Origin of the sequence: Permianibacter fluminis, from assembly GCF_013179735.1 — a bacterium.
Taxonomy (GTDB): Bacteria; Pseudomonadota; Gammaproteobacteria; order Enterobacterales; family Permianibacteraceae; genus Permianibacter; species Permianibacter fluminis.
In genome coordinates, this window is sequence record NZ_JABMEG010000002.1 from 14,297 (window position 1) to 40,420 (window position 26,124).

Sequence of the window (26,124 nt, forward strand, 5' to 3'; positions counted from 1 at the left end):
CTGCCATCCACACCAGTGCAACTTAAGAAACGGGGAAGCCATGAAAGACCTGTTGAACCTGTTCAAGCAGCAGACCACGCTTAGCGAATTCGATCGCATCCGCATCGGTCTTGCCTCGCCCGACATGATCCGCTCCTGGTCGTTCGGCGAAGTCAAGAAGCCGGAAACCATCAACTACCGCACGTTCAAGCCGGAACGTGATGGCTTGTTCTGCGCCAAGATCTTTGGCCCGATCAAGGATTACGAGTGCTTGTGCGGCAAGTACAAGCGGCTGAAGCACCGCGGCGTCATCTGCGAGAAGTGCGGCGTCGAAGTCGCGCTGGCAAAAGTTCGCCGTGATCGCATGGGTCACATCGAACTGGCCTCGCCGGTTGCCCACATCTGGTTCCTGAAGTCGCTGCCAAGCCGTATCGGTTTGATCCTCGACATGACGCTGCGCGATATCGAGCGGGTGCTCTATTTCGAAGCGTTTGTCGTGATCGAGCCGGGCATGACCACGCTGGAGCGTGGCCAGCTGCTGGGCGAAGAGGAATACCTGAACGCGCTGGAAGAATTCGGTGACGAGTTCGATGCCAAGATGGGTGCCGAAGCGATTCGGGCGCTGCTCGAAGGTCTCGACCTGCCGAAAGAAGTCGAAACCATTCGCGAAGAAATTCCGCAAACCAGCTCGGAAACCAAGCTGAAGAAGCTGACCAAGCGGCTGAAGCTGCTGGAAGCCTTCCTTGAGTCGGGTAATTCGCCGAACTGGATGATCATGACCGTGCTGCCGGTGTTGCCGCCGGATCTGCGCCCGCTGGTGCCACTGGATGGCGGTCGCTTTGCGACCTCGGATCTGAACGATCTGTACCGCCGCGTGATCAACCGTAACAACCGTTTGAAGCGTCTGCTCGATCTGAACGCGCCGGACATCATCATCCGCAACGAAAAGCGGATGCTGCAAGAAGCGGTCGATGCGCTGCTCGACAACGGTCGTCGCGGTCGCGCGATCACCGGTTCGAACAAGCGCCCGCTGAAGTCGCTGGCCGACATGATCAAGGGCAAGCAAGGCCGGTTCCGGCAGAACTTGCTCGGCAAGCGCGTCGACTACTCGGGCCGTTCGGTCATCGTGGTCGGCCCGACGCTGCGTCTGCACCAATGCGGTCTGCCGAAGAAAATGGCGCTCGAACTGTTCAAGCCGTTCATTTTTGGCAAGCTGGAAACGCGTGGCCTCGCCACGACGATCAAAGCCGCCAAGAAAATGGTCGAGCGCGAAGAGCCGGTGGTCTGGGACATTCTCGAAGAAGTCATTCGCGAACACCCGGTCATGCTGAACCGCGCGCCGACGCTGCACCGTCTCGGTATCCAGGCGTTTGAGCCGGTGCTGGTGGAAGGCAAAGCGATTCAACTGCACCCGCTGGTTACGACCGCATTCAACGCCGACTTCGACGGTGACCAGATGGCGGTGCACGTACCGCTGACCTTGGAAGCCCAGCTCGAAGCGCGCGCACTGATGATGTCGACCAACAACATTCTGTCGCCGGCCAACGGTGAACCGATTGTGGTGCCGTCGCAGGACGTCGTGCTCGGTCTGTACTACATGACCCGTGACAAAGTGAATGGCATGGGCGAAGGCATGGTGTTTGCGGACACCGCTGAAGTTCATCGTGCCTTCCGTACCGGTCAGGTTGACCTGCATGCGCGCGTCAAAGTGCGGCTGTACGAAAAAGTGATTGATAAAGAAGGCAAGGTTACCGAGTCGACCAAGGTGCATGACACCACGGTTGGCCGCGCCATGCTGTGGGATGTGGTGCCGAAGGGCTTGCCGTTTGAGCTCATCAACACGCCGCTGACCAAGAAAGCGATTTCGAAACTGCTGAACACCTGCTATCGCGTGCTCGGTCTGAAAGCGACCGTCATTTTCGCCGATCAGGTGATGTACACCGGCTTTGCTTACGCAACGCGTTCGGGTACCTCGGTCGGTATCGATGACATGACCATTCCGGACGAGAAGAAGAAGATTCTTGCCGAGTCGGAAGCGGAAGTGAAAGAGATCGAGCAACAGTACGGTGCTGGTCTCGTTACCGCCGGTGAGCGTTACAACAAAGTCGTCGACATCTGGTCACGTGCCAACGAGCGGGTCTCGAAAGCGCTGATGGATAACCTGACCTTCGTTGATGTGATCAACGCCAAGGGCGAGAAAGAAAAGCAGAAGTCGTTCAACCCGATTTACATGATGGCCGATTCGGGCGCGCGCGGTAGCGCGGCGCAGATTCGTCAGCTGGCCGGTATGCGGGGCCTGATGGCCAAGCCGGACGGTTCGATTATCGAAACTCCGATCACGGCGAACTTCCGTGAAGGTCTGAACGTTCTGCAGTACTTTATTTCGACTCACGGTGCCCGTAAGGGTCTGGCCGACACCGCGCTGAAGACTGCGAACTCCGGTTACCTGACCCGTCGTCTGGTTGACGTCGCGCAGGATCTGGTGGTCACCGAAAGCGATTGCGGCACGGTCAACGGTCTGCACATGACGCCGCTGATTCAAGGTGGCGACGTGGTCGAGCCGCTGCGTGAGCGCGTGCTCGGTCGCGTACTGGCCGAGGCCGTTTATGTTCCGGGTACCGACAAGCTGTTGGCGGATGCTGGCACGCTGCTGAACGAGCGCTGGGTCGAGAAGCTGGAAGAAAGCAACATCGATCACGTGGTCGTGCGTTCGCCGATCACCTGCGAAACCCGTTTCGGTGTCTGCGCTGCCTGCTATGGTCGCGATCTGGCCCGTGGCCATATCGTCAACGCCGGCGAAGCGGTTGGTGTTATCGCCGCGCAGTCGATCGGTGAGCCGGGCACTCAGCTGACCATGCGTACCTTCCACATCGGTGGTGCGGCATCGCGTGCGTCGGCCGAAAACAAGGTGCAGGTCAAGAACAACGGTACGGTTCGTCTGGCCAACCCGAAATTGGTGCAGAAGAAAGACGGCACCTATGTCACCGTGTCGCGTTCGACCGAAATCACCGTGTTCGACGAACACAATCGCGAGAAAGAGCGGTACAAGGTTCCGTACGGTGCGGTGCTGTCGGTCAAAGACGGCAGCAAGATCAATCGTGGCGACATCGTCGCGAACTGGGATCCGCATACCCACCCGATCGTGACCGAAGTGGCCGGTAAGATTAAGTTTGTCGATTTGGTTGAAGGCGTGACCTTCACCCGCAAGACCGACGAACTGACCGGTCTGTCGAGCATTGAAGTGACCGATCCGAAACAGCGTGGCGCGAAAGAAATGCGTCCGGCGATTCGTCTGGTCGATGAGAAGGGCAAGGATCTGCAGCTGAAGGGCACCGATATCGTCGCCCAGTATTCGCTGCCGGCCGGCGCCATCATCAACCTTGAAGACGGCTCGGCCGTGGGCGAGGGCGATGCGATTGCCCGTATCCCGCAGGAAGGTTCGAAGACCCGTGACATCACCGGTGGTCTGCCGCGCGTCGCCGACTTGTTCGAAGCCCGGAAACCGAAAGAGCCGGCCATTCTGGCCGAAATCTCCGGTACCGTTTCGTTCGGGAAAGAAACCAAGGGCAAGCGCCGCCTGATCATTACGCCGCATGATGGTTCGCAGACGTATGAAGAGTTGATTCCGAAGTGGCGCAACATCGGCGTGTTCGAAGGCGAAAACGTTGAAATGGGTGACGTGATTTCCGAAGGTCCGGAAAATCCGCACGACATCCTGCGCCTGAAAGGCATTTCGCACCTGGCGAACTACATCGTCAACGAAGTGCAGGACGTTTACCGTCTGCAGGGCGTGAAGATCAACGACAAGCACATCGAAGTCATCGTGCGGCAGATGCTGCGCAAGGGCGTCGTGGCCGAGACCGGCGACAGCAAGCTGCTGAAAGGCGAGCAACTGGACGCGGTGCGGATTCTGGAAGAGAACGATCGTCTCATTGCCGCCGGCAAAGTCGTCGCGACTTTCGAGCGTCAGCTGCTCGGTATCACCAAGGCCTCGCTGCAAACCGAGTCGTTCATTTCGGCCGCGTCGTTCCAGGAAACCACCCGCGTCCTTACGGAAGCAGCGGTCAGTGGCAAGTTCGACGATCTGCGCGGTTTGAAAGAAAACGTCATCGTCGGTCGTCTGATCCCGGCCGGTACCGGTCTGGCGTACCACAAAGAACGTCGTCGTCGTCGTCTGGAAGGCAAGGTCATCGAGCCGACCGTCACCGCGACCGATGCCGAGAAAGAACTGCGCGATGCGCTCAGCTCCTCCGCGGAGTAAGCGCTTCGGTCAGCAGTTGATTGAAGTCGTTAGTACCAGAAAGGCCAGCACCCGCTGGCCTTTCTGTCTAACTGGTCAGTGGAAACCTTGGACTGGGAGCACGGGCTTTCTTGACGCCCCTTGCGCTCATCTCTACAATTCCGCACCCCTTTACAAGCCGGTTTTCCGGCCGAAGGGCTTTTGCTCTCATTTTTGGAGTTCAGTTTTCAATGGCGACCGTAAACCAGCTCGTGCGCAGTCCCCGCAAGGAGATCAAGCGCAAGACCCCGTCACCGGCCCTGCAGAACTGCCCGCAAAAACGCGGCGTCTGCACCCGTGTGTACACCACCACCCCGAAGAAGCCGAACTCGGCCCTTCGTAAAGTCTGCAAAGTGCGTCTGACCAACGGTTACGAAGTCATTTCGTACATCGGCGGTGAAGGCCACAACCTGCAAGAACACTCAGTCGTGCTGATTCGCGGCGGCCGGGTAAAGGACTTGCCAGGTGTGCGTTACCACACCGTTCGTGGTTCGCTCGACACTGCCGGTGTTAAAGACCGTAAGCAGAGCCGTTCGAAGTACGGTGCAAAGCGTCCGAAGAAATAAGCTGGCGGCGCTCTGCGTCACTGGTAGTAAGCATTGGACCGTTCCGGTCTGGTGCCGTAGCACTTCGGCACAAACGTGCCCGAAGCAAACCGTTTAGGTGCATTGATTGGGCGCAAGCCCGGATTGATGCGAGTAAGGCCGGCTTCGCCGGGCTGTCATCGTCACGATGTACGCTCGCCCATGCCGGACTCACCTGAAGATGAAGGAAGATAGCAATGCCGCGTCGTCGCGTAGTTGCTCAGCGGGAAATCCTGCCTGAGCCGAAATATGGTAGTCATGTGCTGGCCAAGTTTATGAACGTGGTCATGGAATCCGGTAAAAAATCGGTCGCCGAAAAGATTGTTTACGGAGCCATTGAACTCATTTCCAGCAAGAAGAACGTCGACGCTACTGGCGCGATGGGTATCTTCGAAAAGTCACTCGACAACGTCCGTCCGCTGGTGGAAGTGAAATCCCGCCGCGTCGGTGGTGCCACCTACCAGGTGCCAGTCGAAGTCCGCTCCAGCCGTCAGCAAGCGCTGGCCATGCGCTGGCTCGCTGATGCCGCCCGTAGCCGTGGTGAGAAGTCCATGGCCGAGCGTCTGGCTGCCGAAATTCTCGATGCCGTCGAGAACCGTGGCGCCGCGGTCAAGAAGCGTGAAGACGTGCACCGCATGGCGGAAGCCAACAAGGCGTTCTCGCACTACCGTTGGTAAGCGGGAGCTCGCCGGCAAGGCGAGTGCGTGGTGTTTGCCACGCCGGTTGGTAATCGCATTCGCTGACGCATTGGTCACTCTGGTGCGTCAGCGACAATCCAAATAGTTTGGAGCAAGCAATGGCTCGTACGACTCCTATCGAGCGCTACCGTAACATCGGTATCAGCGCTCACATTGACGCCGGTAAAACCACCACGACTGAACGCGTGCTGTTTTACACCGGTAAAAGCCACAAGATCGGTGAAGTGCACGATGGTGCCGCTACCACCGACTGGATGGTGCAAGAACAAGAACGGGGTATCACCATTACCTCGGCGGCGGTGACTGCCTTCTGGAAAGGCATGGGCAACAACTTTGCCGAACACCGCATCAACATCATCGACACCCCCGGGCACGTGGACTTCACCATTGAAGTCGAACGCTCGATGCGCGTACTCGACGGCGCCTGCATGGTTTACTGTGCGGTCGGCGGCGTTCAGCCGCAGTCGGAAACCGTGTGGCGTCAGGCCAACAAATACAAAGTGCCGCGTCTGGCCTTCGTCAACAAGATGGACCGTACCGGTGCCAACTTCTTGCGCGTGGTCGGCCAGATGAAAGAGCGTCTTGCCGCCAACGTCGTTGTGCTGCAATTGCCGATCGGCCAGGAAGAACACTTCAAGGGCGTGGTTGACCTCGTTTCGATGAAAGCTGTCTGGTGGGACGAAGAGTCGCAGGGCATGAAGTTCACCCTGAAAGACGTCCCGGCGGACATGCTGGACGAGTGCAAGAAGTGGCGCGAGCAGTTGGTCGAAAGCGCCGCCGAAGCCTCGGAAGAGCTGATGAACAAGTACCTGGAAGAAGGCGAGCTGAGCGAAGAAGAAATTCACGCCGGCATTCGCAAGCGTACTGTTGCCAGCGAAATCGTTCCGGCCCTGTGCGGTTCGGCGTTCAAGAACAAGGGCGTGCAAGCGATGCTGGACGCCGTGGTTCGCTACCTGCCGTCGCCGGTCGACATTCCGCCGGTCAAGGGCGAAGACGACCGTGGCAACATGGTTGAACGTCCGGCTACCGATGACGCGCCGTTCTCGGCGTTGGCATTCAAGATCGCCACCGACCCGTTCGTCGGTTCGCTAACCTTCATCCGGGTTTACTCGGGCGTGCTGGAAAGCGGCTCGGGCGTGTACAACACGGTCAAGGATCGCAAAGAGCGTATTGGTCGTCTGGTGCAGATGCACGCCAACCAGCGCGAAGAAATCAAAGAAGTGCGCGCTGGCGACATCGCCGCTTGCGTCGGTCTGAAAGACGTCACCACCGGTGACACCATTTGTGATCCGGATCATCCGGTCATTTTGGAACGGATGGAATTCCCGGAGCCGGTTATCGCCGTCGCCGTCGAGCCGAAGACCAAAGCCGACCAGGAAAAGATGGGTATCGCACTGGGCCGTCTGGCGCAGGAAGATCCGTCGTTCCGCGTGCACACTGACGAAGAGTCGGGCCAGACCATTATTTCGGGTATGGGTGAACTGCACCTCGAAATCATCGTCGACCGCATGAAGCGTGAATTCAAAGTCGAAGCCAATGTCGGCAAGCCGCAGGTCGCCTACCGCGAAACCATTCGCGCCAAGGTCGAGCAGGAAGGCAAGTTCGTACGTCAATCCGGCGGTCGTGGCCAGTACGGTCATTGCTGGTTGCGCATCGAGCCGAACGAAACCGGCAAGGGCTATGAGTTCATCAACGAAGTCGTTGGTGGTGTTGTGCCGAAGGAATACATTCCGGCGGTCGACAAGGGCGTTCAGGAACAGATCAAGAACGGTATCATCGCCGGCTTCCCGGTCGTTGACGTCAAAGTCACGATTTTCGACGGTTCGTACCATGACGTCGACTCGAACGAAATGGCGTTCAAGATCGCCGGCTCGATGGGCTTCAAGGAAGGTTGCTTGAAAGCCAAGCCGGTGCTGCTTGAGCCGATCATGAAAGTCGAAGTCGAAACCCCGGAAAACTACATGGGTGACGTCATTGGCGACTTGAACCGTCGTCGCGGTATCGTTCAGGGTATGGACGATCTGCCGGGTGCCATCAAGGCAATCAAGGCTCAGGTGCCGCTGTCCGAAATGTTCGGTTATGCGACTGACCTGCGTTCCGCGACCCAGGGTCGTGCGACTTACTCGATGGAGTTTGCGCACTATTCGGAAGCGCCGAATAACGTTGCTGAAGCCGTTGTTGCTGCTCGCAAAAAATAACCACTGGGGCGACCGGTCACTGCCGTGACCGGTCAACCAATACAAACGTCAAAACCTGAAAATAGAAGGCAGATCGCTATGTCGAAGGAAAAGTTTGAACGTACAAAGCCCCACGTGAACGTGGGCACCATCGGTCACGTTGACCATGGCAAGACCTCGCTGACGGCAGCGCTGACCATTGTCACCGCGCGCAAGTACGGCGGCGAAGTCAAGAACTACGCGGACATCGACGCGGCGCCGGAAGAGCGCGCGCGCGGTATCACCATCAACACCGCTCACGTCGAATACGAATCGGCCAACCGCCACTACGCGCACGTTGACTGCCCGGGCCACGCTGACTACGTCAAAAACATGATCACCGGTGCCGCCCAGATGGACGGCGCGGTGCTGGTCGTGTCGGCTGCTGACGGTCCGATGCCGCAAACCCGCGAACACATCCTGCTGTCGCGCCAAGTCGGCGTGCCGTACATCGTCGTGTTCCTGAACAAGTGCGACATGGTCGACGACGCCGAGCTGCTCGAGCTGGTCGAAATGGAAGTGCGCGAACTGCTGAGCGCCTATGACTTCCCGGGCGACGACACCCCGATCATCCGCGGTTCAGCCAAGCTCGCCATCGAAGGCGACCAAGGCGAATTCGGCGAACAAGCGATCATGAAGCTGCTGGAAGCGCTGGACACCTACATCCCGCAACCGGAGCGCGCGATTGACAAGCCGTTCCTGCTGCCGGTCGAAGACGTGTTCTCGATCTCGGGTCGCGGCACCGTGGTGACCGGTCGTGTTGAGCGCGGCATCGTCAAAGTCGGCGAAGAAATCGAAATCGTCGGCCTGAAAGACACCGTCAAGACCACCGTCACCGGCGTCGAAATGTTCCGCAAGCTGCTCGACGAAGGTCGTGCGGGCGACAACGTTGGCGTGCTGCTGCGCGGCACCAAGCGTGAAGACGTCGAGCGTGGTCAAGTGCTGGCCAAGCCGGGCTCGATCAAGCCGCACACCAAGTTCGAATCGGAAGTGTACGTGTTGTCGAAAGAAGAAGGCGGTCGTCACACCCCGTTCTTCAAAGGCTACCGTCCGCAGTTCTACTTCCGTACGACCGACGTGACGGGCGCCATCGAACTGCCGGAAGGCGTCGAGATGGTGATGCCGGGCGACAACATCAAGATGGTGGTGACCCTGATCGCCCCGATCGCGATGGACGACGGTCTGCGTTTCGCGATTCGCGAAGGCGGCCGTACCGTTGGCGCCGGCGTTGTTGCCAAGATCATTGCCTAATCAGTAAAACGTCAGTACCGGGTCTGGCTCAGGCCCGGCCCGGTACTGACGAAATCCGGTTCGCCGCGCAAGTTTTGCGTGACAAGCCGGCAAAGCGCCGTTATTATCCCGCGGCCTTTGAGAAGTGCTCTTTAGGTAGTTCCCCCGGACAGGCCTGTTCTTGCCTCGGCAAGCAGTGCGACTGACCGGAGTTGGTGACGGTTGACCAGTATCTTGGCATCGCCGTCCCTGACAACGGGCTCAATTGGAGTCCGACTGAACTTAAGGAATACCGCCCCCCGGACGAAGCGGAAGGGAGTGCGGTGTTCTTCTTTTTTCGCTCTTTATATTGGAGTGCCATCGCGATGGCAAAGCAACGTATCCGTATTCGTCTGAAGGCTTTCGATCACCGTTTGATCGACCAGTCGACGATGGAAATTGTGAACACGGCCAAGCGGACCGGCGCGCAAGTGCGCGGCCCGATCCCGCTGCCGACCAAGCAAGAACGTTACACCATCCTGACCTCGCCACACGCGAACAAGGATGCCCGTGACCAGTACGAAATTCGCACGCACAAGCGTCTGGTAGACATCATCGAGCCGACCGACAAAACGGTTGACGCGCTGATGAAGCTGGACCTGGCCGCTGGCGTGGACGTTCAGATCAGCCTTAGCTGATCTGAGTCCCGCGAATCATCCTTGTAGAGGAATACGTCATGGCAATCGGACTAGTGGGTCGCAAAGTCGGTATGACCCGCGTCTTCAATGACGACGGTGTGTCGGTTCCGGTGACCGTCATCGAGGTCGAGCCGAACCGCATTACCCAAGTCAAAGCCGTCGAAACTGATGGTTATGTCGCTGTCCAGGTTACGACCGGCAGCAAAAAGGCAAGCCGCCTGAACAAGCCGGAAGCCGGCCACTTTGCCAAGAGCGGCGTTGCCGCTGGCCGTGGTCTGTGGGAATTCCGTGCTGCTGCTGACCACGGTTTGGCCGTGGGCGGTGAGCTGAAGGTGGACCTGTTCCAGGTTGACCAAATGGTCGACGTCACTGGCGTGACCAAGGGCCGTGGTTTCTCCGGCACCATCCGCCGCTGGAACTTCCGTGGTCAGGACAATACGCACGGTAACTCGGTTTCGCACCGGGTGCCGGGCTCGATCGGCCAACGCCAGACCCCGGGTCGCGTGTTCAAAGGCATGAAAATGTACGGTCACTACGGCGTCGAACAGGTCACTGTCGAATGCCTGAAAGTCGTGCGTGTCGATGCTGAACGCAACCTGCTGCTGGTCAAGGGCGCAGTCCCGGGTTTCGACGGCGCTGACGTAATCGTCAAGCCGGCGGCCAAGGCCTGAGCGTAGGAGCGTAACGATGCAATTGACTCTGACAGGCGGCAACGGCGGCACGATCAACGTGTCGGAAGTTGCGTTCGGCCGTGAATTCAACGAAGCGCTGGTGCACCAGGTTGTGACTGCCTATTTGGCAGGCGGCCGTGCTGGCACCGTGCAACAAAAGACCCGCGCCGAAGTTTCCGGCGGTGGCAAGAAGCCGTGGAAACAGAAAGGCACCGGTCGTGCCCGCGCTGGTTCCATTCGCTCGCCGCTGTGGCGTGGTGGTGGTAAGACTTTCGCAGCCCGTCCGCAAGACTGGACGCAGAAAGTGAACAAGAAAATGTACCGCGGCGCGATCTGCGCGATTCTGTCGGAACTGGTACGCCAGGGCCGTCTGATCGTCGTCGACAGCTTCGCCGTTGACGCCCCGAAAACCAAGCTGTTGGCTGACAAGCTGAACGGCATGGACGCGGCTGATGCGCTGATCGTCACCGATAACGTCGATGAAAACCTGTACCTCGCGGCGCGCAACCTGCACACCGTCGATGTGGTCGACCCGAACGCGGTCAACCCGGTCAGCTTGCTCACCTTCGCGAAGGTGATCATGACTGTCGGTGCGGTCAAGCAGTTCGAGGAGATGCTGGCATGAACCAGGAACGTCTGATGCGGGTGCTGCTGGCACCGCACGTCTCCGAAAAGGCCAACCTGTGCACTGAACAGAACAACACGGTTGTGTTCAAGGTGCTGCGTGACGCCGAGAAGCACGAAATCAAAACTGCCGTCGAAAAACTGTTCGACGTCAAAGTTGAGCGTGTGACCACCGTCAACGTGAAAGGCAAGCAGAAGGGCCAGGGCCTGAAAAAAGGTCGTCGGTCTGACTGGAAGAAAGCCTACATCAAGCTTGCTGCTGGCAATGCCATCAGCGTGTTTGGCGACCAGGCCTAAGGGGTAGCGACAATGGCACTTATCAAGATGAAGCCGACCTCCCCGGGTCGCCGTTTCGTAGTGAAGGTGAAGACCGACGGCCTGTACAAAGGCGGTCCGGTTGAAGCTCTCGTCGAACGCAAGAACAAAACCGGTGGCCGTAACAACAACGGTCACATCACCACCCGTCACATCGGTGGTGGTCATCGTCAGCATTACCGCCTGGTTGACTTCAAGCGCAACAAGGACGGTATTCCGGCGAAAGTTGAACGGATCGAATACGACCCGAACCGCACCGCTCACATTGCCCTGCTGTGCTACGCCGATGGCGAGCGCCGCTACATCATTGCGCCGAAAGGTCTGCAAGTGGGTGATGTGCTGCAGAACGGTGATGCTGCGCCGATCAAGGCCGGTAACACCCTGCCGCTGCGCAACATTCCGGTCGGTCTGACGATTCACTGCATTGAAATGAAGCCGGGCAAGGGCGCGCAGTTGGCGCGTTCGGCTGGCGCCGCTGTGCAATTGGTCGCCCGTGAAGGCGAGTACTGCACCGTGCGTCTGCGCTCGGGTGAAATGCGCAAGATCCACACCGAATGCCGTGCCACCGTTGGTGAAGTCGGTAACTCCGAGCACATGCTCGAGAGCTTCGGTAAAGCCGGTGCCAAGCGTTGGCTCGGTATTCGCCCGACCGTTCGCGGCGTCGCCATGAACCCGGTCGACCACCCGATGGGTGGTGGTGAAGGTCGCAGCTCCGGTGGTCGTCACCCGACGTCGCCGTGGGGTTGGAAGACCAAGGGCAAGAAGACGCGCAAGAACAAGCGCACCGACAAGTTCATCGTGCGCCGTCGCGGCAAGTAATGTGAGGGTATTCCTGTGCCACGTTCACTGAAAAAAGGCCCGTTCATTGACCTGCATCTGTTGAAGAAGGTCGAAGCAGCGGTTGCCAAAGGCGAGAAGCGCCCGATCAAGACTTGGTCGCGTCGCTCGATGGTCAGCCCGGAAATGGTTGGCCTGACCATTGCGGTACATAACGGCAAGCTGCACGTGCCGGTGTATGTCTCCGACGAAATGGTCGGTCACAAACTTGGCGAGTTCGCGCCGACCCGTACGTTCAAGGGTCACGCTGCGGACAAGAAAGCCGGCAAGAAGTAAGGGGTTGAGTGATGGAAACGCAAGCCATTCATCGCGGTGCCCGCAGCTCGGCGCAGAAAGTGCGCCTGGTAGCGGATCAAATCCGCGGCCTGTCCGTTGACAAGGCCCTGAATGTTCTCGCTTACAGCGAGCGCAAGGCCGCCGGCCTGGTGAAGAAAGTGCTGGAATCGGCCATTGCCAACGCCGAACACAATGATGGTGCTGACATTGACGCACTGCGCGTGTCGGCGGTGATGGTTGACGAAGGTCCGAGCTTCAAGCGGATGAGCCCGCGCGCCAAAGGCCGTGGTGATCGCATCGTCAAGCGCACCTGCCACATTCTGGTGAAGGTCTCGGATCGCCGGGGGAGCAAGTAATGGGTCAGAAAGTTAATCCGGTTGGTATCCGTCTCGGAATCACCCAACCGTGGCGCTCGACCTGGTTCGCCGAGCGGAAAGAATTTGCCAAGTATTTGGCCGCCGATCATCAGGTTCGCACCTGGTTGAACAAAGAGTTGGCGCAGGCGCAGATTTCGCGTATCGACATCGAGCGTCCGGCCAAGACCATGAAGGTCACCATTCACACTGCTCGTCCGGGCATCGTGATTGGCAAGAAAGGCGAAGACATCGACAAGCTGCGCGCCAAGGTTTCGGCCTTGAGCGGCATGCCGACCACGCTGAACATCGAACAAGTCCGCAAGCCGGAAATGGATGCCAAGCTGGTTGCCGATTCGGTTGCCCAACAGCTCGAACGCCGTGTCATGTTCCGTCGCGCCATGAAGCGTGCGGTGCAGAACGCACTGCGTGCCGGCGCCAAGGGCATCAAGATCATGGTTGCCGGTCGTCTGGGTGGCGCTGAAATCGCCCGTACCGAGTGGTACCGCGAAGGCCGTGTGCCGCTGCACACCCTGCGCGCCGACATCGACTATGCGACCGGCGAAGCTCACACCACTTACGGTGTGATCGGCGTCAAGGTCTGGATTTTCAAAGGCGAAGTGCTGGGTGACGGCCGTCCGGTCGAAACCGGTGCTCCGGCCCGTGAGCGTGAAGAGCAGCCGAAGCGTAAAGCTGGCGAGCGTCGTCCTGGTGGCGAACGCAAAGCCGGTGATCGCAAGCCGGCTGGTGATCGCAAGCCGGCCAGCCGCGACGGCAAACCAGCCGGTCGTGGCGCGCCCAAGGCCGAAAAGAGCTGAGGAACTTAAGCCATGTTGCAACCGAAACGTACCAAGTTCCGCAAGCAGATGAAGGGCCGGAATACTGGCGTTGCCACCAACGGTAACAAAGTCAGCTTCGGCGAATTCGGCCTCAAGGCAACCAGCCGTGGCCGCCTCACTGCGCGTCAGATTGAAGCCGCCCGTCGTGCCATGGCCCGTGCCATGAAACGTGCCGGTCGGATTTACATCCGGATTTTCCCGGACAAGCCGATCACCCAGAAGCCGCTGGAAGTGCGTATGGGTAGCGGTAAGGGCAGCGTCGAGTACTGGGTGGCCAACATCCAACCGGGCAAGATGCTGTACGAAGTGGAAGGCATTCCGTTTGAAGTGGTCAAAGAGGCCTTCGAATTGGCAGCCGCCAAGTTGCCGCTGAAGACCACGATCGTGACGCGGACGGTGATGTGATGAAAGCGAACGAATTTGTGAACAAGAGCGAAGCCGAGCTCAACACCGAGCTGACTGCATTGCAGCGTGAACAGTTCAACCTGCGCATGCAGGCCACGACTGGTCAACTGAAGCAGTCGCACCTGCTCAAGGTGGTCCGTCGCAATATTGCCCGGGTTAAAACCGTGCTGAAGCAGAAGGCAGGTGCCTAATGAGCGAAGAAGCTATCAAGCGTACGCTGGTCGGCAAAGTCGTCAGCAACAAGATGGACAAGTCCATCACTGTGGCCGTGGAGCGCCAGGTGCAGCACCCCAAGTACGGCAAGTACTTGAAGCGCACCACCAAGCTGCACGTTCATGATGAACAAAATGAATGCCGTGCCGGCGATGTCGTCCGCATTCAAGAGACCCGCCCGCTGTCCAAGACCAAGTTCTGGACGCTGGTGGAAATCGTTGAACGCGCAAGCTAAGGCGGGACGTAAACCATGATCCAGATGCAAACCATCCTGGACGTCGCTGACAACAGCGGCGCCAAGAAAGTGATGTGCATCAAGGTGCTGGGCGGCTCTAAGCGCCGCTATGCCGGCATCGGCGATGTCATCAAGGTCTCGGTGAAGGAAGCAATTCCGCGCGCCAAGATCAAGAAAGGCGAAGTACTGAACGCCGTCGTTGTGCGCACTGCGCATGGCGTCCGTCGTCAGGACGGCTCGCTGATCCGCTTTGATACCAACGCGGCCGTGCTGCTGAATAACCAAATGCAGCCGATAGGTACGCGTATTTTCGGACCCGTGACACGCGAACTGCGCACTGAGCAGTTCATGAAGATTGTGTCGCTGGCGCCGGAAGTGCTGTAAGGGTGACCACAATGGCAAAGATCAAATCTGGCGATGAAGTGATCGTCCTGACTGGCAAAGACAAGGGTCAGCGCGGCAAGGTTAGCGCAGTGCTTGGCGAAAAAATTCGCGTCGAAGGCGTGAACAAAGTCAAAAAGCACCAGAAGCCGAATCCGTTGACTCAGGCGCCGGGCGGCATCGTGGAAATGGAAGCTCCCATCCACGTGTCGAATGTGGCGATTTTCAATCCGGCGACCGGCAAAGCCGATCGTATCGGTTACAAAGTTGAAGGCGACAAGAAGGTGCGTGTGTTCAAATCGAACGGCGCCCGGATTGACGTGTAATCGGTGAGAGAAATGGCGAAACTGCAAGGCTATTATCGTGACACCGTCGTCAAACAGCTCCAAGAGAAGTTTGGCTACCAGTCAGTCATGCAAGTCCCACGTATCACCAAGATCACCTTGAACATGGGTGTTGGTGAAGCGGTCGGCGACAAGAAAATTTTGGATAACGCGGTGGCCGATATGACCGCCATCTCCGGGCAAAAGCCGGTGATGACCAAGGCCCGCAAGTCGATCGCGAACTTCAAACTTCGTGATGGCATGCCGATCGGCTGCAAGGTGACCCTGCGCGGTGAGCGCATGTGGGAATTCCTCGAGCGTCTGGTTTCGATTGCGCTGCCGCGCGTTCGTGACTTCCGTGGTGTCAGTGGCAAGTCGTTTGACGGCCGTGGCAACTACTCGCTCGGTCTCAAGGAACAGATCATGTTCCCCGAGATTGATTACGACAAGGTTGACGCTGTGCGCGGTATGGACATCACCATCACCACCACTGCTGCAACTGACGAAGAAGGCCGTGCTCTGCTGGCCGCCTTCCAGTTCCCGTTCCGCAATTAAGGGGCTTTGACAAATGGCAAAAACCTCGATGATTGAGCGCGAAAAGCGTCGCGCTGCGCTGGTCAAGAAGTACGCGACCAAGCGTGCGGAACTGAAGGCCACAATCGTTAACCCGGCTACTTCTGACGAAGACCGCTGGGCTGCCTTGGTAGCTCTGCAAAAGCTGCCGCGTGACTCCGCCGCGACTCGTCAAAAGAATCGCTGCAGCATCACCGGTCGTCCGCACGGCTTCCTGCGCAAGTTCGGTCTTTCCCGTATCAAGCTGCGTGAAGCGGCGATGCGTGGTGAAGTTCCTGGTCTCACCAAGGCCAGCTGGTAAGGTTGGCGCGGAGTTTTAGACGATGAGCATGCAAGATCCCATCGCCGATATGCTGACGCGCGTCCGCAATGCGCAATCAGCCGGCAAAAAAGTGGTGACCATGCCTGGTTCCAAGCTGAAGACAGCAATCGCGAAAGTGCTGCTGGATGAAGGCTATGTGGCGGGTATGGAACAGAGTTCGGTGGACGGCAAGAACACGCTGACCATCAGCCTGAAATATTTCGAAGGCAAGCCGGTTATCGTGCGTCTGGACCGCGTTTCGCGTCCTGGCCTGCGCGTGTACAAGAGCTTGTCGGATCTGCCCAAAGTACTGGGTGGCCTCGGCATCGCGATTGTCTCCACCTCCAAGGGTGTGATGAGCGATCGCGCCGCACGCGCTGCCGGTCACGGCGGTGAAGTGCTGGCCTACGTAGCTTAAGGAGTAGCGAAGATGTCGCGTGTCGGTAAGAAGCCGATTGAACTCCCGAAGGGCGTAGAGCTGTCGGTGAAGGCAAATGTCGTCACGGTCAAAGGCGCGAAGGGCTCGCTGAGCCATACGCTGCACGACGCCGTGGAAGTGAAAGTTGAAGGCAATGTCATCACGTTTGCCCCGCGCGCTGGTTTTGAAAAAGCCAATGTGCAAGCCGGTACGGCTCGGGCGCTGGTGAACAACCTGGTCACTGGTGTCAGCCAAGGTTTCACGCGCAAGCTGAACCTGGTTGGCGTGGGTTTCCGTGCGGCGGTTCAAGGCAAAAACCTGAACCTGACGCTCGGTTTCTCGCACCCGGTGGTGTTTGAGATTCCGGACGGTCTGACTGTGACCTGCCCGACCCAGACCGAAATTTTGGTCGCCGGTACGGACAAGCAAATGGTCGGCCAAGCCGCCGCTAACATCCGTGGTTTCCGTCCGCCGGAGCCGTATCAAGGCAAAGGCGTGCGCTACGACAACGAAGTCGTAGTGCTGAAAGAAGCCAAGAAGAAGTAAGGTGTAGATATGGACAAGAAAGTAACTCGTCTCCGTCGCGCCGCTGCCACTCGTCGTCGCATTGCCGACCTGGGTGCCAACCGGCTGGTGGTGCATCGTACCCCGCGTCATATCTATGCCCAGCTGATCTCCGGCGAAACCGGTCAGGTCGTCTGCGCAGCATCGACTGTCGAAGAGGCAGTTCGTGGCGCGGTCAAATACACCGGCAATGTCGAAGCGGCAAGCAAGATTGGCGAACTGATCGCCGAGCGGGCGCTGGCCAAGGGCGTGACTACGGTCGCGTTCGATCGCTCCGGCTTCCAGTATCACGGTCGGGTCAAGGCATTGGCGGACGCCGCTCGTGCCAAAGGCCTCCAGTTCTAAGGGTTTGAAGATGGCTATGAAAGAGCAGCAACAAACCAGCGCCGACGGTATGGTCGAGAAACTGGTTGCCGTTAACCGCGTTGCCAAGGTTGTCAAAGGTGGTCGGATTTTCTCGTTCACCGCGCTGACCGTGGTTGGCGATGGCCAGGGCCGTATCGGCTATGGCCGCGGCAAGGCCCGTGAAGTCCCGGCTGCCATCGCGAAAGCGATGGAGCAAGCCAAGCGCAACATGGTCCGTGTTGAACTGAAAGACGGTCACACGCTGCAGCATCCGGTCAAAGCCGCCCATGGCGCTTCGACTGTGTTCATGCAGCCGGCCTCGCAAGGTACCGGCATCATCGCCGGTGGTGCGATGCGCGCCGTGTTCGAAGTGCTGGGCGTCAAAAACGTTCTGGCCAAGAGCTACGGTTCAACCAACTCCGTCAACGTCGTGCGCGCCACTGTGCGGGCGCTGACCGAAATGTCTTCTGCTGAAGCCATTGCGGCCAAGCGCGGCAAGACTGTTGAACAGATTCTGGGTTAATCGCCATGGCTAAAACGATCAAAGTTACGCAAGTGCGTTCGCAATTTCACAAGCTGCCCAAGCATCGCGCGACGATGCTCGGCCTCGGCCTGAAGCGGATGCATCAAACGGTTGAACTGATCGACACGCCGGCAGTACGCGGCATGATCAATCAGGTCTATTACATGGTGAAGGTCGAGGAGTAATCCATGCGCCTTAACGATATTTCCCCGGCCTTCGGCAGCAAGAAGAAGCCGAAGCGTCTGGGTCGCGGCATTGGCTCGACCGACGGTAAGACTTCGGGCAAGGGCCACAAAGGCCAGCACGCTCGTAAGAGCCCGCAGCACATGATCGGCTTCGAAGGCGGTCAGATGCCGATGGCGCGTCGTTTGCCGAAGTTCGGCTTCGTCTCGCTGAAGAAGCTCAAGCACGCGGAAGTGCGTTTGAGCGAGCTGGCGCTGGTCCCGGGCAACACGATTGATCTGGTCAGCCTGAAAGCGGCCAATGTCATCGCGATTGATTCCGACTCGGCCAAGATTGTGTTGTCGGGTGCGATTTCGCGCGCTGTCACCGTCAAAGGTGTTCGTGTGACCGAAGGTGCTCGCAATGCCATCGTCGCTGCTGGCGGCAAGGTTGAAGACGCTGAGGTTGCTCAGTAATGGCGAACGTCGGCGGCATGGCTAACAAGCTCAGCGGCGGCCTGACCGAACTGCGTAAGCGCATCCTGTTTCTGGTGGGTGCGCTGATCGTCTTTCGTGTCGGCGCTTATGTGCCGGTGCCAGGCGTCGACAGCAGTGTGCTGGCTGCCTTGATGCAGCAACAGAAAGGTACGCTGCTGGAGTTCTTCAACATGTTTTCCGGTGGTGCCTTGTCGCGAGCATCCGTGTTCGCACTGGGCATCATGCCGTACATCTCGGCCTCGATCATCATTCAGGTGATGGGCTTTGTGTACGAGCCGTTGAAAGCGTTGAAGAAGGAAGGTGAAGCCGGTCGGCGCAAGCTGATGCAGTACACCCGTTATGGCACGGTACTGTTGGCGACTTTCCAGGCGACGTCGATTGCGCTGAACTTCCCGCACTTTGCCCCGGGCCTCGTTCCGAACCCTGGCTTCGCGTTCTATTTTGGCGCGGTCGTCAGCTTGGTTACCGGTACGATGTTCCTGATGTGGCTGGGTGAACAAATCAACGAACGCGGTATCGGTAACGGTATCTCGATGCTGATTTTCGCCGGTATCGTTGCTGGTATGCCGACCGCGCTGGGTCAGACGTTTGAAAACGTCCGCCAGGGCGAGTTGTCACCGGTGTCCCTGATCGTGCTGGTCACGATTGTGGTAGCGGTAACGGCAGTGGTGATTTTCATCGAGCGTGGCCAACGCCGGCTCGTGGTGAATTACGCCAAGCGTCAACAGGGTCGCAAGTTGTTCCAGGCCCAGCAGAGCCATCTGCCGCTGAAGATCAACATGGCGGGTGTGATTCCGGCGATTTTCGCCTCGTCCATCATCCTGTTCCCGGCCACGATTGTGCAGTGGTTCGGTGGCAAGGGTGACGGCATGGTGACCAGCTTCCTGCAGGATGTTGCTGCATCGCTGAGCCCGGGTCAGCCGCTGTACCTGATTCTGTATGCGGTTGGTATTGTGTTTTTCAGCTTCTTCTATACGGCCATCGTGTTTAACCCACGCGATATCGCCGAGAACTTGAAGAAGAGCGGGGCGTTTTTGCCGGCCATTCGGCCTGGTGAGCAGACTGCCCGGTACATTGACAAGGTCGTGACCCGGTTGACCCTGGTTGGCGCCCTGTACATGACCGCCGTCTGCCTGCTGCCGCAAGCGATGATTCAGATCTGGAACGTGCCTTTCTATTTTGGCGGCACCTCCCTGCTGATTATCGTGGTCGTGGTCATGGACTTCATGGCCCAGGTGCAGGCGCATCTGATGTCGCAGCAGTACGAATCACTGCTGAAGAAAGCGAATTTCCGCGGTATCGGTCCGGCTGGGCGTGTGACCCAATAAGACTGGAACTGTGGTACACGCCGAGTATCGGTGAAAGTAGAGTTTCGAGGAGTGCCAAGATGAAAGTTCGTGCATCGGTAAAGGCTATCTGCCGCAAGTGCAAGATCGTCCGCCGTGATGGCGTGGTCCGGGTGGTCTGCGAGACCGCCAAGCACAAGCAGCGTCAGGGCTAAGCCTTCGATTTGGTTAGAAAAGTTGCAATCTGGCAGGAGCGCGGCTAAAATCCCGCGCCCTTCTGCCAGCCAACTCAGGTTAGGAGTTTTATTCCATGGCTCGTATTGCCGGCGTCAACATCCCGGTCAACAAGCACACGGTGATCGCACTGACTGCCATTTATGGTATCGGTCGCACCCGTGCGCAAAGCATCTGCGCCTCGGCTGGCATTGCCCCGACCCTCAAGGTCAAGGAGCTCAATGAAGGCCAGGTTGAGTCGCTGCGTACCGAAGTGGCCAAGTTCACGGTCGAGGGTGACCTGCGCCGGGAAGTGTCCATGAGCATCAAGCGTTTGATGGACCTCGGTTGCTACCGTGGCATTCGTCACCGCAAGGGCCTGCCGCTCCGCGGTCAGCGCACCAAGACCAATGCTCGCACCCGCAAGGGCCCGCGCAAGCCGATTAAAGTCTAAGTTTGACATCCCGGGATTAATACGATGGGTAAAGCACCTGCTGCTCGCACCGCGCGCAAGCGCGTTAAAAAGCACGTTGTCGATGGCATGGCTCATATCCATGCGTCGTTCAACAACACGATTGTGACGATCACTGATCGCCAGGGTAACACCCTGAGCTGGGCCACTGCTGGTGGTTCAGGCTTCCGCGGTTCGCGTAAGAGCACGCCGTTTGCGGCTCAAGTCGCGGCGGAAAAGGCGGGTACTGCCGCCAAGGAATACGGCCTGAAGAACCTCGAAGTGTTCGTCAAGGGCCCTGGCCCGGGTCGTGAGTCCGCTGTGCGCGCGTTGAACGCAGTGGGTTACAAGATTACCAATATCACTGACGTGACCCCGATTCCGCATAACGGCTGCCGTCCGCCGAAAAAGCGTCGCGTGTAAGCGTTTCAGCGCAAAGAATCTCGGAGTAGAGAATTATGGCTCGTTATATCGGCCCGAAAGTTAAACTGTCGCGTCGCGAAGGTACCGATCTTGGTCTCAAGAGCGGCGTCCGCGCGATCGAAAGCAAATGCCGCGATCGTCTGAACAAGAAGCCCGGCCAGCACGGTGAGAAAGCTCAGCGTCTGTCCGACTACGGCGTTCAGCTGCGCGAAAAGCAAAAGGTCCGTCGTATTTACGGCATCCTGGAGCGTCAGTTCAGCAACTATTACAAGCAAGCTTCGGCTGGCAAAGGCAACACTGGCGAAGCCCTGTTGCAACTGCTGGAAAGCCGTCTTGACAACGTTGTCTACCGTGCTGGTTTTGGTGCTACCCGCGCCGAAGCCCGTCAGCTGGTGTCGCACCGTTCGATCGCGGTCAATGGCCGGGTCGTGAACTTCCCGAGCTACCAGATTCAGCCGGGCGATACCGTTGAAGTGCGTGAGAAGGCCAAAGGCCAGCTGCGCATCAAGGCCGCTCTGGAGCTGTCCGGTCAACGTGAAAAAGCGCATTGGGTCGAAGTCGACGAAGGCAAAATGGTCGCCACTTTCAAAGCGGTGCCTGAGCGTTCGGATCTGTCGTCCGAGATCAACGAAGCGCTGATCGTCGAACTGTACTCCAAGTAATCCTTGCCCTCGGTAAACCCGCGTTTACCGAGCGCGAAAACAGTCTTAGGAGACGCCTGAACCATGCACGGCAACGTGACCGAATTGCTGAGACCGCGCCAGATCAAGATCGAGACCCAGGGCAGCGCGAGCGCCCGGATTGTTCTCGAGCCGTTCGAGCGTGGCTTCGGCCACACGCTGGGCAATGCGCTGCGTCGCATCCTGCTGTCTTCGATGCCGGGTTGTGCCGCCGTCGAAGCCGAGATCGACGGCGTACTGCACGAGTACTCCACGCTGGAAGGCGTGCAGGAAGATGTCATTGAAATCCTGTTGAACCTGAAAGGTTTGGCAGTGTTGCTGGAAGATCGCGACGAAGCCACCGTCACCCTGCAAAAGAGCGGTGAAGGCGTGGTCAAGGCGGCCGACCTACAACTGGTCAACGGCGTCAAGATCCTGAACCCGGATCACGTCATCGCCCACCTGACCAAAGGCGGTCGGTTGAGCATGACCATCAAGCTGGCACGCGGCCTTGGCTATCAGCCGGCCAGCAACCGCCGCTTGGTTGAAGAAAACGAGCGTCCGATCGGTCGCCTGTTGCTGGATGCTTCGTTCAGCCCGGTCCGTCGTGTCGCTTACGTGGTCGAAGCCGCTCGTGTTGAGCAGCGCACCGACCTCGACAAGCTGATTATCGATCTGGAAACCAACGGCACGATTCAGCCGGAAGAAGCGATCCGTCGCGCTGCCACCATTCTGCAGCAGCAACTGGCCGCCTTCGTCGAGCTGAAGGATGAGCGTACGGTCGAGACCAAGAAGTCCGAGCCGGCGTTTGATCCGATCCTGCTGCGTCCGGTCGATGATCTGGAGCTGACGGTTCGTTCGGCTAACTGCCTGAAGACCGAAAACATTCACTACATCGGTGATCTGGTTCAACGCACCGAAGTGGAGCTGCTCAAGACTCCGAATTTGGGCAAGAAGTCGCTCACCGAAATCAAAGACGTGCTGGCTGCGCACGGTTTGTCGCTCGGTATGCGTCTGGAAAACTGGCCGCCGGCCAGCTTGCTCAGCGAGCAGAACTGAACAGTTTGATACGGCCATAAGGCCAGCGAGATTAGAAGGAAAGTCCCATGCGTCACCTTTGCAGCGGCCGCGCGTTTTCGCGCACCAGCGCTCACCGCAGCGCCATGTTCCGCAACATGGCCAACTCGCTGGTCGAGCACGAAGTTATCCGTACCACCCTGCCGAAAGCCAAAGAGCTGCGTCGCGTTATCGAGCCGCTGATCACCTTGGCCAAGCAGGACAGCCATGCCAACCGCCGTCTGGCGTTTGACCGCACCCGTTCGAAAGAAACGGTGCAGAAGCTGTTTGCTGAACTCGGCAAGCGCTATGAAAAGCGCCCGGGCGGCTACATGCGCATTCTGCATGCCGGCTTCCGCACTGGCGACAAAGCGCCGATGGCGATTGTCGAGCTGGTTGACCGTCCGGCTGTTGATGTCGAGCCGGTAGAAGTCGAAGCGCAGGGCGAGTAATCGTTCCGTGCTGGTCGCAAAGAGCCGCTTTCGAGCGGCTTTTTGCATTCTGGTCCCGCGTTCCCTGCCGCCGTCGCCGCGCTGGCGCCGGCCGGCGGAACTTCGTAATCTGTCGGCCACCTCACGGCCCCCACTGAGAGCAGAACCATGATCGTGCTCGGACTGTCCGGCGCCCTGCGCCATGACCCTTCGGCAGCGCTGTACATCGACGGCAAACTGGTTGCCGCAGCGGAAGAAGAACGCTTTATCCGCGACAAGCACGCCAAGCAAAAATGGCCGCTGCAAGCCGCCAAATTCTGCCTCGACTTTGCCGGCATCAAGCCAGAGCAAGTCGACCGCATTGCCTTCCCGTTTGATGAAGTCGGCCTGTTTGGCAGCCCGGCGCGCTGGCATTACGCCAAGCGTTACTGGTATGCGCCGGACCGCGCGCTCGATGGCCTGCTCAACGGCAACCGCCATTTCCGCCGCAACCGCGACGGCGTCATCGACATGTGCCAGCAGCTCGGCATTCCCAATCCGGCGGCCAAGTTCGTCAGCGTCGAGCACCATCTGGCTCACGCCAGCTCGGCTTATCACCTGTCCGGTTTCAAAGAAAAAACCGCGATTCTCGGCATCGATGGCAAAGGCGAGTACGCCACCACGTTTTTCGGCTACGGCGAAAACGGCAAGATCCACAAGATCAAGGAATTCTACGATCCGGATTCCATCGGTGGCGTTTACGGCGCGCTGACCCAGTTCCTCGGTTTTGAAATGCTCGATGGCGAATTCAAAGTCATGGGCATGGCGCCGTACGGCAACCCCAAGCGTTTTGATTTCTCGCGGCTGATTTACTGCGACGGCAAAGATCTGAAAGTCGATACCACGCTGGTCAACACCATTGGCCTGCGTCGCTACAAAGATGAGAAGGGCACCGGCTATTACTTCTCGCCGAAGCTGATCGAATGGCTCGGCAAGCCGCGCCATGGCGACGAAATTGACGACCCTTACATCGACTACGCTGCGGCCATGCAGCAGCTGCTGGAAGATGTCACGCTGAAGCTGGTCGAACATTATCTCGGCGACATCCTGCGCGAAACCGGCAAGCTGGTGTTTGCCGGCGGCGTTGCGCTCAACGTCAAACTGAATCAGCGTTTGATCGAAATGCCGAACGTCAAAGAGCTGTTCGTGCAACCGGCCGCTTCCGATGCCGGCACCGCCATCGGCGCGGCCTCATTTGTGGCGCATGAACTCGGTGATCAAGTTGAGCCGCTGAAGCATGTTTACCTCGGCCCGAAATTCAGCACCGAAGAATGCGTCAAAGCCTGCGAGGCGCATCCGTCCAAGCCGAAATTCACCGTGCTGCCGAACGCGATCGAGAAGACTGCGGAAATTCTGGCGCAAGGCAATCCGGTTGCCTGGTTCCAGGGCCGCATGGAGTTCGGTCCGCGCGCGCTCGGCTGCCGCTCGATTCTCGGCGATCCGTCGCACCCGGGCATCGCCGAGCAGATCAATCTGCAGATCAAGTACCGCGAACGCTGGCGCCCGTTCTGTCCGTCCATGCTCGACCGGGCGGCAAAAGACATTTTGCAAACCGAACACCCGGCGCCGTACATGACCTTTGCCTTCAAGGTCGCTGACAAATGGAAAGACAAGATTCCGGAAGTCGTGCACGTGGACGGTACCGCGCGCGCCCAAGTGGTCAGCAAGGACACCAACCCGCGCTACTACGCGCTGATTGAGCAGCTGGAAAAACTGCGCGGTGTGCCAGTGATCCTCAACACCTCACTGAACCGCCGTGGCGAACCCATGGTCTGCTCACCGACCGATGCGCTGAACATGTTCTTCGGTTCCGAGCTGCAGTACCTGGTGATGGAAGACGTACTGGTCACCAAAGTCTGAACACAGTGACACAAAAAGAAACCCGCAACTGCGGGTTTCTTTTTGTGTGCTGAAAGCAAGGAATAAAAATGCGCTGGTCCAACACCCTGCAAAAAACGCTGTTCTGGCTTGCCTGCGCCACCGTTGCCATCGGTTCGTTAACGCCGGGCGATTCGCTGCCGCCCATCGGCAGCAACGACAAACTGCTGCACCTGCTTGGCCACGGCGGCCTGGCCTTTCTCGGCGGCTTCGCCTATGCCCGGCGAGTTTGGCTCTTGGTGCCCGCGCTGGCCGCGTTCGGTGCGTTGCTGGAAGTGCTGCAACTCATGGTGCCCAACCGCTCGTTCGATTGGCTGGACATGGTCGCGAATGTCAGCGGCGTGCTGCTGGCAACCGCGTTGGTTCAGGCAATTCAGTGGTTCGCTCGACGCAGGGCGGCAAACATTTGCTAGCGTGATATTAAGACGGCCCAATCAAGCGATTGCGGACTTGGAGCCAATGTAGCCCGGATGCAGCGCAGCGAAATCCGGGATCGCTGAGAACATCCCCGGATTCCATTGCATTTCATCCTGGCTACGTTTGCTATCGTCTGACGGGAGGGAATGGCTAGCCCATCGACTGGGCATGCAAAGCGAGAAACTCAATTGCTTGTTGCCTTTCTCTATCAGAGGCCTCTGGGTGACTGCTGGCGACCTTGAGCGCTTCGGTCAGTAATTTCCGTGTATTGACATCTATCTTTGCATTGAGGATGCGATTCGCCATCCAGAGCGTGTAGAAGACTGGGCGACGTCGAATCGATGCAACGAGTTGCGGGGTATAGCTCGGGAACGCCTTCTCTAGAAAGTGAACCAAAGGTCCGGGACTTCCAAGATCGTTAGTTGAATAGCGTTCCATATACTCAAATATGGCAGATGCGGTTTGGGGGTGACTGCGCACATCACCCGCTTCTTCAACAAACGCCGCCAGAGCGTCGATGTGAAATGCATCATCAGAGGGGATGATCAAATTTAGTCGACCTTCAAATTCCGATGGATTCAATAGCGGCTCCGAAAAAATGCTAATCCCGAGCTAAGAGGCATTGCGACGCGTAGCAAAGTCCCAGCTCGGTAGGTTGGGCTGATTAGCTCAACAATTTAGCATCAGCGCGAGAAACGGTCTTGGGCCTCGCTGTCCTTAGCCCAACCTACAACTGACCTTCAACGAAGACTT

Annotated in this window: 35 protein-coding genes and 1 pseudogene; 35 read left to right on the top strand and 1 reads right to left on the bottom strand. The window is 58.3% G+C overall.

Annotated elements, in window-relative coordinates; all coding sequences use genetic code 11:
• The first annotated feature begins 40 nt into the window (after window positions 1-40).
• The 35 genes and pseudogenes from rpoC to HPT27_RS15560 all read left to right on the top strand — a co-directional run bounded on the left by rpoC (window position 41) and on the right by HPT27_RS15560 (window position 25,367).
• Window positions 41-4,240: a DNA-directed RNA polymerase subunit beta' gene (rpoC, locus tag HPT27_RS15390; protein WP_172245463.1), complete on the top strand. Its 4,200-nt coding sequence runs from the start codon at window positions 41-43 to the stop codon at window positions 4,238-4,240.
• 209 nt (window positions 4,241-4,449) lie between these two features.
• Window positions 4,450-4,824 carry a 30S ribosomal protein S12 gene (gene rpsL, locus HPT27_RS15395; RefSeq protein WP_172245465.1) on the top strand — a complete coding sequence of 125 codons (375 nt, stop codon included), beginning with the start codon at window positions 4,450-4,452 and terminating at the stop codon, window positions 4,822-4,824.
• Window positions 4,825-5,039: 215 nt separating this feature from the next.
• Window positions 5,040-5,519 carry a 30S ribosomal protein S7 gene (gene rpsG, locus HPT27_RS15400; protein WP_172245467.1) on the top strand — a complete coding sequence of 160 codons (480 nt, stop codon included), beginning with the start codon at window positions 5,040-5,042 and terminating at the stop codon, window positions 5,517-5,519.
• A 119-nt stretch (window positions 5,520-5,638) separates the two neighbouring features.
• Complete coding sequence (gene fusA / locus HPT27_RS15405; protein ID WP_172245469.1) at window positions 5,639-7,738, top strand: elongation factor G; 2,100 nt, start codon at window positions 5,639-5,641, stop codon at window positions 7,736-7,738.
• A gap of 78 nt (window positions 7,739-7,816) precedes the next feature.
• Window positions 7,817-9,007: an elongation factor Tu gene (gene tuf, locus HPT27_RS15410; RefSeq protein WP_172245447.1), complete on the top strand. Its 1,191-nt coding sequence runs from the start codon at window positions 7,817-7,819 to the stop codon at window positions 9,005-9,007.
• A 344-nt stretch (window positions 9,008-9,351) separates the two neighbouring features.
• A complete protein-coding gene (rpsJ, locus tag HPT27_RS15415; protein ID WP_172246373.1) occupies window positions 9,352-9,663 on the top strand; it encodes a 30S ribosomal protein S10 in 312 nt (103 codons plus the stop codon).
• 38 nt (window positions 9,664-9,701) lie between these two features.
• The gene (rplC, locus tag HPT27_RS15420; protein ID WP_172245471.1) at window positions 9,702-10,334 is read left to right on the top strand and encodes a 50S ribosomal protein L3; all 633 of its coding nucleotides are present in this window, start codon (window positions 9,702-9,704) and stop codon (window positions 10,332-10,334) included.
• A 16-nt stretch (window positions 10,335-10,350) separates the two neighbouring features.
• Window positions 10,351-10,959: a 50S ribosomal protein L4 gene (rplD, locus tag HPT27_RS15425; protein WP_172245473.1), complete on the top strand. Its 609-nt coding sequence runs from the start codon at window positions 10,351-10,353 to the stop codon at window positions 10,957-10,959.
• The gene (gene rplW / locus HPT27_RS15430; RefSeq protein ID WP_172245475.1) at window positions 10,956-11,255 is read left to right on the top strand and encodes a 50S ribosomal protein L23; all 300 of its coding nucleotides are present in this window, start codon (window positions 10,956-10,958) and stop codon (window positions 11,253-11,255) included. Before rplD ends, rplW begins: the two co-directional genes overlap by 4 nt.
• Window positions 11,256-11,267: 12 nt before the next feature.
• Window positions 11,268-12,092 carry a 50S ribosomal protein L2 gene (gene rplB, locus HPT27_RS15435; protein WP_172245477.1) on the top strand — a complete coding sequence of 275 codons (825 nt, stop codon included), beginning with the start codon at window positions 11,268-11,270 and terminating at the stop codon, window positions 12,090-12,092.
• Window positions 12,093-12,107: 15 nt separating this feature from the next.
• Window positions 12,108-12,386, top strand: coding sequence for a 30S ribosomal protein S19 (rpsS, locus tag HPT27_RS15440; RefSeq protein WP_172245479.1), 279 nt, complete (start codon window positions 12,108-12,110; stop codon window positions 12,384-12,386).
• A gap of 11 nt (window positions 12,387-12,397) precedes the next feature.
• A complete protein-coding gene (gene rplV / locus HPT27_RS15445) occupies window positions 12,398-12,742 on the top strand; it encodes a 50S ribosomal protein L22 (protein ID WP_172245480.1) in 345 nt (114 codons plus the stop codon).
• Window positions 12,742-13,440, top strand: a pseudogene (rpsC, locus tag HPT27_RS15450) (30S ribosomal protein S3); the annotation flags it as partial. The gene rplV and the pseudogene rpsC, both read left to right, overlap by 1 nt.
• A 129-nt stretch (window positions 13,441-13,569) precedes the next feature.
• On the top strand, window positions 13,570-13,983 hold the full coding sequence (gene rplP, locus HPT27_RS15455; protein ID WP_172245482.1) for a 50S ribosomal protein L16: 414 nt from the start codon (window positions 13,570-13,572) through the stop codon (window positions 13,981-13,983).
• Window positions 13,983-14,174 carry a 50S ribosomal protein L29 gene (gene rpmC, locus HPT27_RS15460; protein WP_172245483.1) on the top strand — a complete coding sequence of 64 codons (192 nt, stop codon included), beginning with the start codon at window positions 13,983-13,985 and terminating at the stop codon, window positions 14,172-14,174. The genes rplP and rpmC overlap by 1 nt, the downstream gene beginning before the upstream one ends.
• A complete protein-coding gene (rpsQ, locus tag HPT27_RS15465) occupies window positions 14,174-14,431 on the top strand; it encodes a 30S ribosomal protein S17 (RefSeq protein ID WP_172245484.1) in 258 nt (85 codons plus the stop codon). Before rpmC ends, rpsQ begins: the two co-directional genes overlap by 1 nt.
• A 15-nt stretch (window positions 14,432-14,446) precedes the next feature.
• On the top strand, window positions 14,447-14,815 hold the full coding sequence (gene rplN / locus HPT27_RS15470) for a 50S ribosomal protein L14 (protein WP_172245485.1): 369 nt from the start codon (window positions 14,447-14,449) through the stop codon (window positions 14,813-14,815).
• An 11-nt stretch (window positions 14,816-14,826) separates the two neighbouring features.
• Window positions 14,827-15,138, top strand: coding sequence for a 50S ribosomal protein L24 (gene rplX, locus HPT27_RS15475; protein WP_172245486.1), 312 nt, complete (start codon window positions 14,827-14,829; stop codon window positions 15,136-15,138).
• A gap of 12 nt (window positions 15,139-15,150) precedes the next feature.
• Window positions 15,151-15,690, top strand: a complete 540-nt coding sequence (gene rplE, locus HPT27_RS15480; protein WP_172245487.1) for a 50S ribosomal protein L5 — start codon at window positions 15,151-15,153, stop codon at window positions 15,688-15,690.
• 13 nt (window positions 15,691-15,703) lie between these two features.
• Window positions 15,704-16,009 carry a 30S ribosomal protein S14 gene (gene rpsN / locus HPT27_RS15485; RefSeq protein WP_172245488.1) on the top strand — a complete coding sequence of 102 codons (306 nt, stop codon included), beginning with the start codon at window positions 15,704-15,706 and terminating at the stop codon, window positions 16,007-16,009.
• A gap of 22 nt (window positions 16,010-16,031) precedes the next feature.
• Window positions 16,032-16,427, top strand: coding sequence for a 30S ribosomal protein S8 (gene rpsH / locus HPT27_RS15490; protein ID WP_172245490.1), 396 nt, complete (start codon window positions 16,032-16,034; stop codon window positions 16,425-16,427).
• Window positions 16,428-16,439: 12 nt separating this feature from the next.
• Window positions 16,440-16,973 carry a 50S ribosomal protein L6 gene (gene rplF, locus HPT27_RS15495; protein WP_172245492.1) on the top strand — a complete coding sequence of 178 codons (534 nt, stop codon included), beginning with the start codon at window positions 16,440-16,442 and terminating at the stop codon, window positions 16,971-16,973.
• Window positions 16,974-16,982: 9 nt separating this feature from the next.
• Complete coding sequence (gene rplR, locus HPT27_RS15500; protein WP_172245494.1) at window positions 16,983-17,336, top strand: 50S ribosomal protein L18; 354 nt, start codon at window positions 16,983-16,985, stop codon at window positions 17,334-17,336.
• Window positions 17,337-17,352: 16 nt separating this feature from the next.
• Window positions 17,353-17,859, top strand: a complete 507-nt coding sequence (gene rpsE / locus HPT27_RS15505; RefSeq protein ID WP_172246375.1) for a 30S ribosomal protein S5 — start codon at window positions 17,353-17,355, stop codon at window positions 17,857-17,859.
• 5 nt (window positions 17,860-17,864) lie between these two features.
• Window positions 17,865-18,044, top strand: coding sequence for a 50S ribosomal protein L30 (rpmD, locus tag HPT27_RS15510; protein WP_172245496.1), 180 nt, complete (start codon window positions 17,865-17,867; stop codon window positions 18,042-18,044).
• A gap of 3 nt (window positions 18,045-18,047) precedes the next feature.
• A complete protein-coding gene (rplO, locus tag HPT27_RS15515) occupies window positions 18,048-18,497 on the top strand; it encodes a 50S ribosomal protein L15 (protein WP_172245498.1) in 450 nt (149 codons plus the stop codon).
• Window positions 18,497-19,846 (top strand): preprotein translocase subunit SecY, encoded by a 1,350-nt coding sequence (gene secY / locus HPT27_RS15520; RefSeq protein ID WP_172245500.1) that lies wholly within the window; start codon window positions 18,497-18,499, stop codon window positions 19,844-19,846. Before rplO ends, secY begins: the two co-directional genes overlap by 1 nt.
• A 59-nt stretch (window positions 19,847-19,905) precedes the next feature.
• On the top strand, window positions 19,906-20,019 hold the full coding sequence (rpmJ, locus tag HPT27_RS15525; protein ID WP_172245502.1) for a 50S ribosomal protein L36: 114 nt from the start codon (window positions 19,906-19,908) through the stop codon (window positions 20,017-20,019).
• A gap of 95 nt (window positions 20,020-20,114) precedes the next feature.
• The gene (rpsM, locus tag HPT27_RS15530; RefSeq protein ID WP_172245504.1) at window positions 20,115-20,471 is read left to right on the top strand and encodes a 30S ribosomal protein S13; all 357 of its coding nucleotides are present in this window, start codon (window positions 20,115-20,117) and stop codon (window positions 20,469-20,471) included.
• Between the two features lie 24 nt (window positions 20,472-20,495).
• Window positions 20,496-20,891, top strand: coding sequence for a 30S ribosomal protein S11 (gene rpsK / locus HPT27_RS15535; RefSeq protein WP_172245505.1), 396 nt, complete (start codon window positions 20,496-20,498; stop codon window positions 20,889-20,891).
• A gap of 35 nt (window positions 20,892-20,926) precedes the next feature.
• The gene (rpsD, locus tag HPT27_RS15540) at window positions 20,927-21,553 is read left to right on the top strand and encodes a 30S ribosomal protein S4 (RefSeq protein WP_172245506.1); all 627 of its coding nucleotides are present in this window, start codon (window positions 20,927-20,929) and stop codon (window positions 21,551-21,553) included.
• Window positions 21,554-21,616: 63 nt separating this feature from the next.
• Entirely contained in the window at window positions 21,617-22,609 is a 993-nt protein-coding gene (locus HPT27_RS15545; RefSeq protein ID WP_172245507.1) for a DNA-directed RNA polymerase subunit alpha, read from the top strand.
• Between the two features lie 47 nt (window positions 22,610-22,656).
• A complete protein-coding gene (gene rplQ / locus HPT27_RS15550) occupies window positions 22,657-23,058 on the top strand; it encodes a 50S ribosomal protein L17 (protein WP_172245508.1) in 402 nt (133 codons plus the stop codon).
• Between the two features lie 147 nt (window positions 23,059-23,205).
• Window positions 23,206-24,936 (top strand): carbamoyltransferase family protein, encoded by a 1,731-nt coding sequence (locus HPT27_RS15555; protein ID WP_172245509.1) that lies wholly within the window; start codon window positions 23,206-23,208, stop codon window positions 24,934-24,936.
• Between the two features lie 68 nt (window positions 24,937-25,004).
• Window positions 25,005-25,367, top strand: coding sequence for a VanZ family protein (locus HPT27_RS15560; protein ID WP_172245510.1), 363 nt, complete (start codon window positions 25,005-25,007; stop codon window positions 25,365-25,367).
• Between the two features lie 154 nt (window positions 25,368-25,521).
• On the opposite strand, the gene HPT27_RS15565 is transcribed toward HPT27_RS15560, so the two are convergent.
• Window positions 25,522-25,953: a hypothetical protein gene (locus tag HPT27_RS15565; RefSeq protein WP_172245511.1), complete on the bottom strand. Its 432-nt coding sequence runs from the start codon at window positions 25,951-25,953 to the stop codon at window positions 25,522-25,524.
• Window positions 25,954-26,124: the final 171 nt, after the last annotated feature.

Bases quoted from the DNA above. Each gene is read 5' to 3' on its own strand.
- rpsK (WP_172245505.1), top strand. From the start codon at position 20,496: ATGGGTAAAGCACCTGCTGCTCGCACCGCGCGCAAGCGCGTTAAAAAG.
- HPT27_RS15560 (WP_172245510.1), top strand. From the start codon at position 25,005: ATGCGCTGGTCCAACACCCTGCAAAAAACGCTGTTCTGGCTTGCCTGC.
- rplN (WP_172245485.1), top strand. From the start codon at position 14,447: ATGATCCAGATGCAAACCATCCTGGACGTCGCTGACAACAGCGGCGCC.
- rpsH (WP_172245490.1), top strand. From the start codon at position 16,032: ATGAGCATGCAAGATCCCATCGCCGATATGCTGACGCGCGTCCGCAAT.
- rplV (WP_172245480.1), top strand. From the start codon at position 12,398: ATGGAAACGCAAGCCATTCATCGCGGTGCCCGCAGCTCGGCGCAGAAA.
- rpsJ (WP_172246373.1), top strand. From the start codon at position 9,352: ATGGCAAAGCAACGTATCCGTATTCGTCTGAAGGCTTTCGATCACCGT.
- HPT27_RS15545 (WP_172245507.1), top strand. From the start codon at position 21,617: ATGCACGGCAACGTGACCGAATTGCTGAGACCGCGCCAGATCAAGATC.
- rplW (WP_172245475.1), top strand. From the start codon at position 10,956: ATGAACCAGGAACGTCTGATGCGGGTGCTGCTGGCACCGCACGTCTCC.
- rpoC (WP_172245463.1), top strand. From the start codon at position 41: ATGAAAGACCTGTTGAACCTGTTCAAGCAGCAGACCACGCTTAGCGAA.
- rplF (WP_172245492.1), top strand. From the start codon at position 16,440: ATGTCGCGTGTCGGTAAGAAGCCGATTGAACTCCCGAAGGGCGTAGAG.
- rplQ (WP_172245508.1), top strand. From the start codon at position 22,657: ATGCGTCACCTTTGCAGCGGCCGCGCGTTTTCGCGCACCAGCGCTCAC.
- rpsD (WP_172245506.1), top strand. From the start codon at position 20,927: ATGGCTCGTTATATCGGCCCGAAAGTTAAACTGTCGCGTCGCGAAGGT.
- rpsE (WP_172246375.1), top strand. From the start codon at position 17,353: ATGAAAGAGCAGCAACAAACCAGCGCCGACGGTATGGTCGAGAAACTG.
- rpsG (WP_172245467.1), top strand. From the start codon at position 5,040: ATGCCGCGTCGTCGCGTAGTTGCTCAGCGGGAAATCCTGCCTGAGCCG.
- rplP (WP_172245482.1), top strand. From the start codon at position 13,570: ATGTTGCAACCGAAACGTACCAAGTTCCGCAAGCAGATGAAGGGCCGG.
- rplX (WP_172245486.1), top strand. From the start codon at position 14,827: ATGGCAAAGATCAAATCTGGCGATGAAGTGATCGTCCTGACTGGCAAA.
- rpmJ (WP_172245502.1), top strand. From the start codon at position 19,906: ATGAAAGTTCGTGCATCGGTAAAGGCTATCTGCCGCAAGTGCAAGATC.
- rpmD (WP_172245496.1), top strand. From the start codon at position 17,865: ATGGCTAAAACGATCAAAGTTACGCAAGTGCGTTCGCAATTTCACAAG.
- secY (WP_172245500.1), top strand. From the start codon at position 18,497: ATGGCGAACGTCGGCGGCATGGCTAACAAGCTCAGCGGCGGCCTGACC.
- rplE (WP_172245487.1), top strand. From the start codon at position 15,151: ATGGCGAAACTGCAAGGCTATTATCGTGACACCGTCGTCAAACAGCTC.
- rpsM (WP_172245504.1), top strand. From the start codon at position 20,115: ATGGCTCGTATTGCCGGCGTCAACATCCCGGTCAACAAGCACACGGTG.
- tuf (WP_172245447.1), top strand. From the start codon at position 7,817: ATGTCGAAGGAAAAGTTTGAACGTACAAAGCCCCACGTGAACGTGGGC.
- rplO (WP_172245498.1), top strand. From the start codon at position 18,048: ATGCGCCTTAACGATATTTCCCCGGCCTTCGGCAGCAAGAAGAAGCCG.
- fusA (WP_172245469.1), top strand. From the start codon at position 5,639: ATGGCTCGTACGACTCCTATCGAGCGCTACCGTAACATCGGTATCAGC.
- HPT27_RS15555 (WP_172245509.1), top strand. From the start codon at position 23,206: ATGATCGTGCTCGGACTGTCCGGCGCCCTGCGCCATGACCCTTCGGCA.
- rplB (WP_172245477.1), top strand. From the start codon at position 11,268: ATGGCACTTATCAAGATGAAGCCGACCTCCCCGGGTCGCCGTTTCGTA.
- rplC (WP_172245471.1), top strand. From the start codon at position 9,702: ATGGCAATCGGACTAGTGGGTCGCAAAGTCGGTATGACCCGCGTCTTC.
- rpsL (WP_172245465.1), top strand. From the start codon at position 4,450: ATGGCGACCGTAAACCAGCTCGTGCGCAGTCCCCGCAAGGAGATCAAG.
- rpmC (WP_172245483.1), top strand. From the start codon at position 13,983: ATGAAAGCGAACGAATTTGTGAACAAGAGCGAAGCCGAGCTCAACACC.
- rpsQ (WP_172245484.1), top strand. From the start codon at position 14,174: ATGAGCGAAGAAGCTATCAAGCGTACGCTGGTCGGCAAAGTCGTCAGC.
- rplR (WP_172245494.1), top strand. From the start codon at position 16,983: ATGGACAAGAAAGTAACTCGTCTCCGTCGCGCCGCTGCCACTCGTCGT.
- rplD (WP_172245473.1), top strand. From the start codon at position 10,351: ATGCAATTGACTCTGACAGGCGGCAACGGCGGCACGATCAACGTGTCG.
- rpsN (WP_172245488.1), top strand. From the start codon at position 15,704: ATGGCAAAAACCTCGATGATTGAGCGCGAAAAGCGTCGCGCTGCGCTG.